The organism is Candidatus Manganitrophus morganii (assembly GCA_021651055.1).
Taxonomy (GTDB): Bacteria; Nitrospirota; Nitrospiria; order SBBL01; family Manganitrophaceae; genus Manganitrophus; species Manganitrophus morganii.
Window position 1 is genome coordinate 1,510,048 of the sequence record JAJHOH010000001.1, and the last position, 12,093, is coordinate 1,522,140.

The 12,093-nt window shown below is 58.7% G+C and carries 13 protein-coding genes; all 13 read right to left on the reverse strand.

Translation table 11 applies throughout. From position 1 onward, the window contains the following. Positions 1–6: 6 nt before the first annotated feature. The 13 genes from MCM46_06720 to rpmF all read right to left on the reverse strand — a co-directional run bounded on the left by MCM46_06720 (position 7) and on the right by rpmF (position 12,090). Complete coding sequence (locus MCM46_06720) at positions 7–1,878, reverse strand: M23 family metallopeptidase (GenBank protein ID MCG3111504.1); 1,872 nt, start codon at positions 1,876–1,878, stop codon at positions 7–9. 347 nt (positions 1,879–2,225) lie between these two features. Next, entirely contained in the window at positions 2,226–3,761 is a 1,536-nt protein-coding gene (locus MCM46_06725; GenBank protein MCG3111505.1) for a DUF4157 domain-containing protein, read from the reverse strand. Then, the gene (locus MCM46_06730) at positions 3,748–4,155 is read right to left on the reverse strand and encodes a hypothetical protein (GenBank protein MCG3111506.1); all 408 of its coding nucleotides are present in this window, start codon (positions 4,153–4,155) and stop codon (positions 3,748–3,750) included. The genes MCM46_06725 and MCM46_06730 overlap by 14 nt, the downstream gene beginning before the upstream one ends. A gap of 103 nt (positions 4,156–4,258) precedes the next feature. Next, positions 4,259–4,486 (reverse strand): DUF2442 domain-containing protein, encoded by a 228-nt coding sequence (locus MCM46_06735; GenBank protein ID MCG3111507.1) that lies wholly within the window; start codon positions 4,484–4,486, stop codon positions 4,259–4,261. Between the two features lie 243 nt (positions 4,487–4,729). Continuing rightward, the gene (gene rnc, locus MCM46_06740) at positions 4,730–5,449 is read right to left on the reverse strand and encodes a ribonuclease III (protein MCG3111508.1); all 720 of its coding nucleotides are present in this window, start codon (positions 5,447–5,449) and stop codon (positions 4,730–4,732) included. Between the two features lie 45 nt (positions 5,450–5,494). Beyond that, on the reverse strand, positions 5,495–6,718 hold the full coding sequence (gene fabF / locus MCM46_06745; GenBank protein ID MCG3111509.1) for a beta-ketoacyl-ACP synthase II: 1,224 nt from the start codon (positions 6,716–6,718) through the stop codon (positions 5,495–5,497). Positions 6,719–6,818: 100 nt separating this feature from the next. Beyond that, complete coding sequence (gene acpP, locus MCM46_06750; protein ID MCG3111510.1) at positions 6,819–7,049, reverse strand: acyl carrier protein; 231 nt, start codon at positions 7,047–7,049, stop codon at positions 6,819–6,821. Between the two features lie 76 nt (positions 7,050–7,125). Further along, complete coding sequence (gene fabG, locus MCM46_06755) at positions 7,126–7,884, reverse strand: 3-oxoacyl-[acyl-carrier-protein] reductase (GenBank protein ID MCG3111511.1); 759 nt, start codon at positions 7,882–7,884, stop codon at positions 7,126–7,128. After that, positions 7,884–8,819 carry an ACP S-malonyltransferase gene (fabD, locus tag MCM46_06760; protein ID MCG3111512.1) on the reverse strand — a complete coding sequence of 312 codons (936 nt, stop codon included), beginning with the start codon at positions 8,817–8,819 and terminating at the stop codon, positions 7,884–7,886. Before fabD ends, fabG begins: the two co-directional genes overlap by 1 nt. Positions 8,820–8,983: 164 nt before the next feature. Next, the gene (locus MCM46_06765) at positions 8,984–9,790 is read right to left on the reverse strand and encodes an SDR family oxidoreductase (GenBank protein MCG3111513.1); all 807 of its coding nucleotides are present in this window, start codon (positions 9,788–9,790) and stop codon (positions 8,984–8,986) included. 22 nt (positions 9,791–9,812) lie between these two features. Then, positions 9,813–10,823 (reverse strand): ketoacyl-ACP synthase III, encoded by a 1,011-nt coding sequence (locus tag MCM46_06770; protein MCG3111514.1) that lies wholly within the window; start codon positions 10,821–10,823, stop codon positions 9,813–9,815. Further along, the gene (gene plsX / locus MCM46_06775; GenBank protein ID MCG3111515.1) at positions 10,820–11,851 is read right to left on the reverse strand and encodes a phosphate acyltransferase PlsX; all 1,032 of its coding nucleotides are present in this window, start codon (positions 11,849–11,851) and stop codon (positions 10,820–10,822) included. Before plsX ends, MCM46_06770 begins: the two co-directional genes overlap by 4 nt. A 56-nt stretch (positions 11,852–11,907) precedes the next feature. Continuing rightward, positions 11,908–12,090, reverse strand: coding sequence for a 50S ribosomal protein L32 (rpmF, locus tag MCM46_06780; GenBank protein MCG3111516.1), 183 nt, complete (start codon positions 12,088–12,090; stop codon positions 11,908–11,910). Between the last annotated feature and the right edge of the window lie 3 nt (positions 12,091–12,093).

Below are 12,093 nucleotides of genomic sequence, written 5' to 3' on the forward strand. Positions count from 1 at the left end.
TCGTTCCTACTCCAGCATCTCAACGTGAATCAGCCGGAGCTTCTCCTCGTCGAAGAGCCGCTGCGCTTCCAGGTTGAAGGCGTCCAGATCGCTCCGGAAGACCCAGCGGTTCGCCCAATCGCCGGAACGGGAGATCCCCACCCACCGCCGCTGGCTTCCCTCGACGTAGGTCGTCACATGCACCAGCCGCTTCCCCTCGTTGTCGAAGAGATCTTGCGACTTCGTCCGGAAACTCCCGAAGTCGGGGCTGATCCACCAGCGGTTGGCCCAGTCGCCGGAGCGGGAGATGCCGAACCATTTCCGCTTTCCTCCCTCGACGTAGGTTGTGACATAGATTAATCGGAGGCCGTTTTCGTCGAAGAGTTTCTGCGCCTCCTTCGAGAAGCTTCCGAGGTCCGGCTTGACGATCAGCCGGCTCGCCCAGTCCCCTCCCCGCGCAATCCCGAACCACTTCCGCTGCGTCCCTTCAAGATAACTGGCGGCCTGGATCAGACGCAAACCTTGTGTATCGAACAGCTCCTGGGCCTTCGCCAGAAACGAGGAGAGATTGTTGCTGACCCACCACCGGCTCGCCCAGGTCCCGGCGCGCGAAATGCCGACCCACCGCCGGTTCCCGTTCTCGACAAAGGTCGCGATCCGGATCAACCGCCGCCCATGATCATCGAACAGCGCCTGCGCCTTCTGCTGGAAGCTGGCCAGGTCCGGGCTGATCCAGTAGGAGTTCGCCCAGTCCCCCTGCATCGAAATGCCGACGGCCGGCACGGGGAATCCGGGATAGGTCGACGCCGGCCAGATCGAGACGGCCTCTTTCGAGATGCCGTGGCCCCGCAGCGCAAACCACGGCCCCTTCGCCCCGGGCGGCTTCAGCTTGCTCCGGTCGACCACCCATCCGGCCCGGAACGGGAGCGGCCGGAGCGGCCCCGACGTCGAATCTCTCACGCATTCGATGTGGGTGTGCGGGTTGGTGGAGTTCCCCGTGTTGCCGACCCGCCCGATCATCTGGCCTTCATGCACCCGCGCTCCCTTTTTCATCAGCTCGGCGGGGATGCTCCCCTTTTTGAGGTGCGCATATTTCACCAGCTCCGTGCCGTGCCTGATCCAGATGTTGTTCCCCGCGCCCGGGCTCGGCGTCGGATCGGGAAACTCGCCGAGGACGGTGTTGTCGTCCATGCCGTCGAACCACTCTTCCACCTCGCCGTCCGCCACGGCGCGGAGCGGTTTGTTATAGATCCGATAGTCTTCATTCTTCGACGACGCGCCTCCCGGAAGGAGGCTCGACCATTTTTTCGCCTTGGGGTCCCAGCCGACCACGCCGATGTCGTGGGCGAAGATCTGCGGTCCCTTCGCCCCGCCGTTGGCCCAGTGGACCGCGTCGGTCTGATAATACTCATCCTTCCGAAGCTCGCCCGCCGCATAGGGAAACCGGTAAGCCCCTTCGGGGGTCGGGCTCTTGTGAGAGGCCAGCGACATCGTCACCGTCGCCGGATCGGTGAAGTCCTTGCAGCTCACCGAAATTTTGATCTGCGACGGCGCCGGCGTGTTCAGGTAGACGGCGTTGTTGATGAAGTTATCGACATCCGGATCGGGGTCGAGATCGACCCGCCCGTTCGACCAATAGGCGGCCGCGCCGGCGGCAAGGTCGAGGCTGCCGTCCATGTTCACCCCCTGCATGTTCACCGCGGCATGCGAGGAGCCGGGGAAGGAAAACTGGATCTTGTTCACCTTGACCGTGCCGCGTCCATTTTTGTTTTTGATCCGCAGGCGGAGGACGATCTTCACCATTGTTTTTCCGGTCGCGGTTGTCGCCGCGAGGGGAAGGTAAACCGCTTTTCCAGATTCGACAGGTTCCAGTTTGATCTCGAGGTTCGGGGCGCTCATGATGGTCTCCTTCTTGGTTTTCAGATGAAAACGGAGGCGCCGCGAAACGACGCTCCTCAACGCGCGGCGTTGATGCAGCCCCCTCCGGAGTGGGTCAATTGTCGTGCTTCCTTAAATCAGTAAACTTCCCTGTGATTTCTTGGAAGAAATAAACGGAAAAATAGATTGGATGCTCACGGACAAAGATGGAGATCAGAGATAGACATTGCAAGCATCTCGGTGATGTTTGGCCCTTCTTTATAATTGAGTTTTTAGATCAAGTCAATTCGGGAGTTTCAAGGATGGATATTTCCCGGCCTTCTTCATCCATCCGGCCGAGATAAAAACAAGGAGGCGCCGATCGATCTCTACGGCGTCCCTCCTGCGCCCGGTTTTTCGCCCGGCTTGTATTTGAGCGCCGACTTACAGGTGGCCTTGAGGACATCCTTCTCCCCGCTCCCGATCTCCAAGAGATCGATCCCCGCCTCGCATGCTTTCTCGCTGCCCGACTCCAGCCCTTCGCGCACTTTCTTCTCAGCTTTCTTCTTCCACTTTTTCGGAATCGGGAGTTTTTCGATGACCGGGTTCACGATGTCGTCCATCACCTTATTGATGACCACGCCGGCCGGGGTCTTTGTGTTCTTCGGGCGTTTTTTCTCGATCTCCTCCGCCCGCTTCTCCGCCTTGTCCATCTTGTCGGTCAGCTCGGTGTCCTTTGGATTGCGATAGGGAGGCCCCTTCTTGTCGGGATCATAATCGGTTGGAAGGTCGAATTTAATCGTCCGCTCTTCCTCTTCGGTCGGCGGCGTCTCTTCCACCTCCAACACTCTCCTGCTTTTCCGGACCCGGAAGAAGACATGCACGCGGCGGTTGCGCGGCTCCCCTTTTTCGTCGGCGGTCGGCACCATCGGGTCGTTCTCCCCTTTGGTGTCGGCGCTGATCAGATCGGCGGGGACCCCTTCGTCCTTCAGAAAAGCGCTGACCGCGTCGGCCCGTTTTTGGCCTAATTTGAAATTGCTCTCTTTCGAGTCGACCCGGTCGGTGTGGCCGGTAATCTGAACGGTCGAGCGGGGATATTTGGCAATGAAAAACTGAATCTGCCGGGCGACGAAACGAAGGGTGTCGTCACCCCCTTTTGGAATGGCCGCGCTCCCCGTGGTAAACCCGTCGAGGACGGTCGATCCCAACGCACTCGCCACCAGGGGGGAGGCATCTGTGCGCGGATCGTCCGGTCTGAACGGGGAGAGCTGGAACGATTCGCTTCCGATATCGGGCGCGGGCTGGCGTTGAATGGTCCGGCTTGCCCCGCCGGTCTGCTGGACCACATGGGCCAACTCGTGGGCAAGGAGACGTTGTCCCGCCGCCGATGCCGTATCGTATCGGCTGGCGGCGAAGACGATGTCTCTGCCGGCGGTATAGGCGAGCGCATCGATCTGCCGCGCGGAGTCGGAGGCCTTGGCATCGGCGTGCACCCGCACCCCGCTGAAGTCGTAACCGAAACGGGTCTCCATGAATTGACGCGTGCTCACATCGAGCGGCTGGCCTGAGGAAGAAATGACTTCGTCTACAACCGGCGGCGCGGTCCTGTTGCCGGCGTCGTGTTCGTGGACCCGCTTCGTCTGCACTTGCCCGCTCCCATCCTGTTTGCACTTGGGGCATGATGCGCCGCAGGCGCATGGAGACGCAGACGTCCGCATCACCTGATCGGCAACATGATCTGCTTCCTGCTCGTAGCGGTCCTCCGGCGTATTGATTGTCAACTTTCGCTGGATAAACCGCTGGACCGCTTGATTGCCGATGGTGCGTTGTAGGTTTGGGATCAGATCTGAATGATGATTTGATTGAACGAGGCTGGGGGAGATTGATCGATGAGAGGGATTCTGCTTTTTTCTAAAGGTTCGCATCTGCACCATCCTTACTCGAAACGCGACCGAGAAGGCGAACGAGCGCAACCCCGAGAAGACCGGCCAGCGCGCCTAAGAAGAGAAGCCAGACCCCTTCCGTCCCTCTGAAATAATGCTGGTAGAGATGGATGTGGGGATTGGCCGCCAAGCCCACGCCCAGGGCGGCGCCGGCCGCCAAGCCGAGCGCGGCGAGTTGAAACATCTCTTTGCTCAACCGGCCGCCTGAAATTTCTTTGAAGTGTCTGATCGCGATGCCGAGCAGGCCGCCGAGAGATCCGAGGACGACGAACCGCATCGTCCGCTGCCATTCGGGCAGGAGCGCATTGAGGTTGTAGCCGAGAAGTCCGACCGCAATCCCTCCCGCGAGAACAAGAACGATCTTCTGCGCGTCCATGCTTCGGAGCCTCTAGTTGGATGGATGTCTTTATGACGGCTGGCTACTCTTTATAGTGCAGTTTTCTTATGAAAGTCAATGCGCGATTTAAGAAGAAATTCTCTTAGACAAGAAGATGGTCACGTAAAAATTCAGGCGCGAAATCTGCTCCGTTTTCCCAGACCAGCGTCTCCAGTTCGGGATCGATTCGGAAGGATTTGAATTTTTTTATATCCTTAAGAGGCTCAAACATTTCGCCGTAGAGTTCATCTTTTAAATCGACGACCCCTTCGGCGCCATCATTGAATCGAAGCCAGACACGGTAATCCCTTGTATTCTGCTTTAATAACATGCGGTATCATCGCTTTTACTCCAACGGAGAAATAGAGCGCAACGGTTTACGTTGCCTTGCTAATTCCCAATCTTGCATCAGTTCGTCTTTATGAAGACGCCGCCATTCCTCAACGAGTGATAATGCGCGTTGAAAGAACCCCCTTAAGGGTCTCTGTAGGGGCGCCATTCATGGCGCCCTCTGGGTGGGCGTGATGAATCACGCCCCTACATTAAACCGCGTCACTCATTTTTCTGGTTTGAATTATTCCCCCTGCGGGGGCGGCCAGCCCTTCCTCAACTTATCAAGCGCGATCTGCGCCGCCCGCTGCTCCGCCTCCTTCTTGCTCCGGCCGGTGGCGGTGGCGTAGGGGGTGTTCTGAATCCGGATTTCCACTTCGAAGAGCTTTTGATGGTCGGGACCGGTTTCGCGGATGACCTGATAGAGGGGGAGCGATTCGAATTCTTTCTGGCAACGCTCTTGAAGCTCGGTCTTGTAGTCGGCCGTCATTTCGGGGCGGGTCAGCTCTTGAAGCGCCGGCTCGAATTCCCGCATCACGACCTCCCGTGCCGGAGAGAGGCCGCCGTCAAGATAAACCGCGGCGATCAACGCTTCGAGCGCATCGGCCAAAAGCGAGCTCTTCTCGCGGCCGAGGGTCCGCTCTTCTCCTTTTCCGAGATAAAGATACCGTCCCAGATCGATCTCCTTGGCGACCCGGGCGAGCGTCCCCTCGCTGACCACCCGCGACTTCATTTTGGAGAGATCCCCCTCCGGGGCATTCGGAAAGCGGGCGACGAGCGCTTCGCTGATGATCAAATCGAGAACCGCGTCGCCCAGAAACTCAAACCGCTCGTTGTCCTCGACCGTCTTGTCTTTGGTTTCGTTGATATACGATTTGTGGGTGACCGCTTGCCGGAGCCGCTCCGTCATCTGGAAGGTATATGCGAGCCGTTGCTGAAGCGCGAAGAGGTCTGAAGGGGACATGGGGAGAGGTTCTCTCAGTGGGGTTCGCCTGCGAGAAAGGGGAGTTTAGCTTTCCTGATACTTTCGGAAAATGATCGTGGCATTCGTTCCGCCGAAGCCGAAGGAGTTGGAGAGGGCCACATTCACATCGGCCTTCCGCGCCTGATGGGGGACGTAGTCGAGATCGCAGAGAGGATCGGGATGGTCGAGGTTGATCGTCGGGGGAAGAATGCCGTCCCGAAGGGCGAGGATGCTGAAGACCGCCTCGATCCCGCCGGCGGCGCCGAGAAGATGGCCGGTCATCGATTTGGTGGCGCTGATCGGAATGCGGCCGATCGCCTCGCCGAAGACTGTTTTCATTGCCCTCGTTTCGATCGCATCGGCCATGGTGGAGGTGGCGTGGGCGTTGATATAGCCGACCTCGCCCGGCTGAATCCCGGCGTCTTTCAAGGCGAGCCGCATGCAGCGCGCCGCCCCTTCTCCCTCTTCCGAAGGCGCGGTGATGTGATACGCATCGGCCGACATGCCGTATCCGACGATCTCGGCGTAAATGCGGGCGCCGCGGCGACGCGCACTTTCAAGTTCCTCCAAAACAAGGATGCCGGAGCCCTCGCCCAGGACGAACCCGTCCCGATCTTTGTCGAACGGGCGGCTCGCCCGCTTGGGATCATCGTTTCGTGTGGAGAGGGCGCGGGAGGAAGAAAAACCCGCGACGGAGAGAGGGGTGATCGCCGCTTCGGTTCCGCCGGCGATCATGACATCGGCATCCCCGCGCTGGATCAATCGAAAGGCGTCCCCGATGCAGTTGTTCCCGGTGGCGCAAGCGGTCACCGCGCAGGAGTTCGGCCCTTTGGCGCCGAATCGGATGGCGATCTGGCCGGGGGCAAGGTTGATGATCGACATCGGGATGAAGAACGGGGTGACCCGCTTCGGTCCTTTTTCGAGAAGGACTTTGTGCCACGCTTCGATTGCGTTGAGCCCCCCGATGCCCGATCCGACGTAGACGCCGACCCGCTCCGCATTCTCGGGGGTCACCTTCAAGCCGGAATCATCCATCGCCATCTGGCCGCCGGCGATCGCATAGTGGATGAAGGTGTCCATCTTCTTGATCTCTTTCCCGTCGATATAATCGGCGGGATTGAAATCGTTGACCTGGGCGGCGATTTGGCAAGGGTAGTCCGCTGGATCAAATCGGGTAATCCGACCGACACCCGACTCTCCGGAAAGGAGGGCCTTCCATGTCTTCTCCACCCCCACGCCGAGCGGGGTTACCGCCCCCAAACCGGTCACCACAACCCTTCTACTCAGAAACTCACCCCCTTACTTAAAAAATAAAGCTGCGTCGGGCCACAGAACCGGACCCAACCCGATAAAGCGTTCCGAACAACGACTATACTTTCTCTTTGATGTAGTCGATTGCATTCTGAACGGTGAGGATTTTTTCCGCATCTTCGTCCGGAATTTCAATCCCGAACTCCTCTTCGAACGCCATCACCAGTTCGACGGTATCCAAAGAGTCGGCCCCGAGATCCTCGACGAAGGAGGCTTCCGGAGTCACATCCTCATCTTCCAAACCCAACTGCTCCGAAATGATTTTTTTAACACGCTCTTCGACTGCCAACGCTTTCCTCCTTATAGATTGAGTAGAACACTCAATGGTCTTGATTGTCTTACTGGAAAGAGAACCCTCGGGTCCCTTATCCACCCATATACATGCCGCCGTTGACATGAAGCACCTGGCCGGTCATGTAGCCTGCGCGATCCGAAGCCAAAAAGACCACCGCGTTCGCGATATCCGAAGGACTTCCCAGACGCGCCAACGGGATCTGCTTCATCAAATTCTCTTTTACCTCGGCGGAAAGGACCGCCGTCATGGCGGTATCGATAAATCCGGGGGCGACCGCGTTTACCGTGATGCCGCGGCCGGCATATTCCCGCGCCACCGTTTTGGTTAAACCGATGACCGCCGCTTTCGATGCCGCGTAATTCGCTTGTCCCGCATTTCCGATGACGCCGACGATGGAGGAGATGTTGATGATTCTTCCCCGACGCTGCTTCGACATCGAAGAGAGAACCGCCTTCATGCAGTGGTACGTTCCCTTGAGGTTGACCGAGAGAACCGCGTCCCAGTCTTCATCCTTCATCCGGAGCAGGAGGGTATCGCGGGTGATGCCGGCATTGTTGACCAGGATATCGATTTTTCCCCACTGCGAAACAACCGAATCGACCATCGCCTTCACTTCTTCACCGCGGGCGACGTTGGCCTGGACCGCCATCGCTTTTTTCCCCTGTGCGTTCAGCTCGGCAACGGTTTTCTCCGCCGTTTCGCGATTGATGTCGGAGACTACCACACTCGCGCCGCAATCCGCAAGAAGTCCGACGATCGACTTTCCGATCCCCTGCGCCCCTCCGGTGACCAGCGCGACATTCCCCTGCAGATCGATGAAATCCCCCATTATTTCTCCAAAAGCTCCTTCACCTTCTCAACGCCGGCGGCATCTTCCGCGTTCGCCGTCGAGAGCCGGCGATCGATCCGCTTCAGCAGTCCCGACAAGACCCGTCCCGGCCCGACCTCGATGAAGAGATCAACCCCGTCTTCCCGCATCCGCTGGATCGTCTCCTCCCATAAAAGCGGGGAAGAGAGCTGATCAATCAGACCCGCTTTCGCCTCACTCCACGTCGTGATCTTCTTCGCCTGGAGATTGTTGATCAGGGGAACGTCGAGATCGCGACCCTGAACTTTCTCCAACTCCGCGGCGAGACGGCGGCAAGCCTCTTTCATCATCGGCGAGTGGGAAGGAACACTCACGGCGAGCGCGATGGCCCGCTTCGCCCCCCGCTCCTGCGCCAGCGCCATTCCCCGCTGGACGGCATTCGACTCGCCGGCGATCACGATCTGGTCGGGGGCGTTGTAATTCGCGGCGGTCACCCGGCCGGTTTCGTTGGAGGCCTTCTCACAAACCTCTTCGACACGCTTCCGATCGAGCCCGAGAAGGGCCGCCATTCCCCCTTCCCCCTTCGGCACCGCTTCCTGCATGAAGCGGCCCCGCTGCTGGACCAATCGGACCGCCGCTGCAAAGGGGAGCGCTCCGGAGACGACCAACGCCGTGTATTCCCCCAGGCTATGTCCGGAGACGACCGTTGCCTTTTGAAGCGGTGCTCCGAGGCAGCGCCAAGCGGCGATGCTGGAGACGAGAAGGGCCGGCTGTGTATACTCGGTCTGATTCAGCTTCTCTTCCGGACCTTCGAAGCAGAGCCGGCTGATCTCCCATCCCAACGCGCGATCGGCTTCGGTAAAGGTTTCCCGCGCCGTCTCAAACCGGTCGCAGAGATCTTTTCCCATTCCGACATACTGCGATCCCTGCCCGGGAAAGAGAAATGCGATCGCCATCTATCGGCTCACCGCTGCGCCTGAGCCGCGGCGGCAGAGGATTCGCTTATCGGGATATGAGAAGACAAAAATCATTTCAGTCCAATGATATTGATCAAAAAGAAACGTGAAGTCAACAAAAAATTTCCGATAAATCACTCGGGATTTTCTGAAAAAAGAAGCGGTCAATCGACGATAAACTCGCCCCCGTCGACGGCGATGACATTTCCGGTAATCCACTGCGCCTTGGAATGGGAGAGAAGCGCGATCACCCCTGCCGCATCTTCCGGGGTGGTAAGGCGTCCCATCGGATTTCTCGCCTTGGCCATCTTGATCATCTCTTCATGCCCCGGAATTTTGCGAAGGGCGGGGGTATCGGTCACCCCGGCCCGGATGGCATTCACCGCGATCCCTATTGGTCCGAGTTCGAGGGCGAGCTGGCGAACGTGCGATTCGAGCGCCGATTTGGCGGCGGAGACGGCGCCGTAACTTCTCCAGACGCGCGCGCTGCCGGCCGACGTCATGGCGAAGATCCGTCCGCCGTCCGCCATGAAACCGCGCGCCACCAGATCTTGCGACCAGTAAACGAGGCTGTTGGCCATCACATCGAGCGTCATCTCCATCTGCGCCTGCGCGATCGCCTCGCTCGGCGAGTCGGCGATAAGCGGTTTAAGCGTCCCGAACGCCAGCGAATGAACCAGGACCCGGATGCGTGATCGTTCCGGTCCCGTGGAGAGAGTCTTCTCAATTTCATCGAGGACCGCTTTGCGCTTTTCGAGATCGGCCGCGTTCACGTTGAAGAAGACCGCCTGGCGTCCCTTCTCTTTGATCCGGGAGGTAATCCGATCGACGTTGGCGAGGGTTCCTTTGCGATCGAGGTGAACACCGAAGATGTTCAGCCCCGCATCGGCCAGTTCCAAGGCACAGGCTTCTCCAAAACCGCTGGAGGCCCCCAGAATCAGCGCCCATCCATTTAGAAATTGTCCGTTCACCCTATCCTCCATAAAAAGAGAATTACCATCTCACCAAAGAAGCGCCCCACGTCAGGCCCCCTCCAAACGCCAGGAAGAGGAGCATGTCGCCCTTTTTGATCCGGCCTTCCCGAACCGCTTCATCCAGTGCGAGGGGAATCGACGCCGCTGAAGTATTCCCATAACGATCGAGATTAATCACCACCCGTTCCATCGGCAGTTGAAGGCGATCGGCCACCGCGCGGATGATGCGAAGGTTGGCCTGATGCGGAACCAAAAAGGAGACGTCCGACGGCAGGAAGTCATTCGCCCGAAGGGCCTCCCAGGCGACCTCTTCCAGGCTCCGGACGGCAACCTTGAAGGTCTCATTTCCCTTCATCTTGATGGTATTGAGCTGCTCCGCCAGCATCTTTTCGGAAGGAGGGATCGCAGAGCCCCCGCCGGGCACGCAGATCAGATCCCAAAGTGATCCGTCGGAATGAAGATGGGTGGAAAGAATGCCGCTCTCCGAAGCAGAGGGGGCAAGGAGCACCGCGCCGGCCCCATCTCCGAAGATGACGCAGGTGGTTCGATCGGTCCAGTTGATCAGACGCGACATGATCTCCGTGCCGATCACCAACACTTTTTGATAGGTCCCGCTCCGGATGTATTGTTCGCCGACGGCGAGGGCATAGACGAATCCGGAGCAGGCGGCCGAGAGATCGAACGCCGCGGCGCGGGTCGCTTTTAATTTGTCTTGGACGATGCAGGCGGTCGAGGGGAAGAACATGTCGGGGGTGGAAGTCGCCAGAACGATCAGATCGATCTCTTCCGGGGCCGCTTGAGCCGCTTCCAAGGCCTTTCGTGCCGCCTGGAAGGCAAGGTCGGAGGCGGCTTCATCTTTGGAGGCGATCCGTCGCTCCCGGATTCCCGTCCGCTCCACGATCCAGGCGTCGGTGGTTTCGATCTTCCCTTCCAGGTCTTTGTTGGTCATCCGGGTTTCCGGAACGTACGATCCCGTTCCGATGATCTCGGCGCGAATTTGGGATTTCCCGGCCGGCTTTTCGGACTTCATCCGCGCGGGCTCCCTTCTTCCTTCGAGGAGGTCAGCTCCATTTGCGCCTCGATCTGCTCTTTGATCAGTCGATTGACCCCCCGGCTGTGCGATTCCTTGGCGACACGAACGGCGTTCTTGATCGCCTTTCCCGAAGAGCGGCCGTGGCAGATGATGCTGATGCCGTCGACCCCCAACAGCGGCGCGCCGCCGTATTCGGCGTAATCAACCTTCTTTCGGAATCGGGAGAAGGCTGGCTTCAACAAGAAGTAGCCGAGCTTTGCAAAAGGAGAGGCGGTGATTTCTTTTTTCAGGAATTGGCCGATCGCATCCGAAAGCCCCTCGGAGATCTTCAGCGCGACATTTCCGATAAAGCCGTCGCAGACGATCACATCGGCGCCGCCGGTGTAGACTTCTCTCCCCTCGACGTTCCCGATAAACCGGAGGGAGCTCGCTTTCAACATCTTGAAGACCTCTTTGGTCAGCTCGTTCCCCTTGGTATCCTCTTCACCGATGCTCAAGAGACCGACCGTCGGCTCCGGAATCCCTAAGATCTCCTTGGCGTAGATGCTCCCCATGATCGCAAACTGAAAAAGATGCTGGGGTTTGCAATCGACATTGGCGCCGACGTCGATCAAGATCGACGTCCCCTTCAGCGTCGGAAGAGAGGTGGCGATGGCGGGCCGCTCGACCCCGGTCATCGGGCCGAGGATAAAGAGCGCGGTCGCCATGCTCGCCCCGGTATTTCCGGCGCTGATCACCGCGACCGCTTGGGATTTTTGAACGAGTTCGGTGGCGATCCAAATGGAAGAATCACGCTTCTTTCGAATGACCGAGGAGGGGGATTCGTGCATCGCAACCCGTTGCGGGGCGTGATGGATGGAGAGGGGGAGTCCTTGAGCGGGATGTCGGGAGAGCTCTTTTTGAATCTCCTTTTCATCTCCAACGAGGATAATCTCAACGTCGAGCTCTCGGGCGGCCAGAACGGCCCCCTCCACAATGGCGGCGGGGGCGTCATCTCCCCCCATCGCATCCAGCGCAATCTTCATAAAGTGTCAACCGGGAACGATCCGTTAGACTACGGGTGGCCGCTCCTTCCTCTAAGCTAGACTTCCTCGACCGCAATCACCTCGCGGCCCTTATACGTTCCGCAGCTCAGACAGGCGCGGTGGGGCAACTTCGGCTCATGACATTGAGGGCAAAGTACATAGACAGGGACCTGGAGCTTTTTGTGCGTCCTTCTGCTGTCTCTTCTGGCTTTCGATATTTTGTGTTTTGGATTCGGCATTGC

What these genes read in the sequence shown, in the direction of transcription:
- plsX (MCG3111515.1), bottom strand. Translation starts at nt 11,851, where the DNA reads ATGAAGATTGCGCTGGATGCGATGGGGGGAGATGACGCCCCCGCCGCC.
- fabD (MCG3111512.1), bottom strand. Translation starts at nt 8,819, where the DNA reads ATGGCGATCGCATTTCTCTTTCCCGGGCAGGGATCGCAGTATGTCGGA.
- fabG (MCG3111511.1), bottom strand. Translation starts at nt 7,884, where the DNA reads ATGGGGGATTTCATCGATCTGCAGGGGAATGTCGCGCTGGTCACCGGA.
- MCM46_06770 (MCG3111514.1), bottom strand. Translation starts at nt 10,823, where the DNA reads ATGAAGTCCGAAAAGCCGGCCGGGAAATCCCAAATTCGCGCCGAGATC.
- rpmF (MCG3111516.1), bottom strand. Translation starts at nt 12,090, where the DNA reads ATGCCGAATCCAAAACACAAAATATCGAAAGCCAGAAGAGACAGCAGA.
- MCM46_06725 (MCG3111505.1), bottom strand. Translation starts at nt 3,761, where the DNA reads ATGCGAACCTTTAGAAAAAAGCAGAATCCCTCTCATCGATCAATCTCC.
- MCM46_06735 (MCG3111507.1), bottom strand. Translation starts at nt 4,486, where the DNA reads ATGTTATTAAAGCAGAATACAAGGGATTACCGTGTCTGGCTTCGATTC.
- rnc (MCG3111508.1), bottom strand. Translation starts at nt 5,449, where the DNA reads ATGTCCCCTTCAGACCTCTTCGCGCTTCAGCAACGGCTCGCATATACC.
- MCM46_06730 (MCG3111506.1), bottom strand. Translation starts at nt 4,155, where the DNA reads ATGGACGCGCAGAAGATCGTTCTTGTTCTCGCGGGAGGGATTGCGGTC.
- MCM46_06720 (MCG3111504.1), bottom strand. Translation starts at nt 1,878, where the DNA reads ATGAGCGCCCCGAACCTCGAGATCAAACTGGAACCTGTCGAATCTGGA.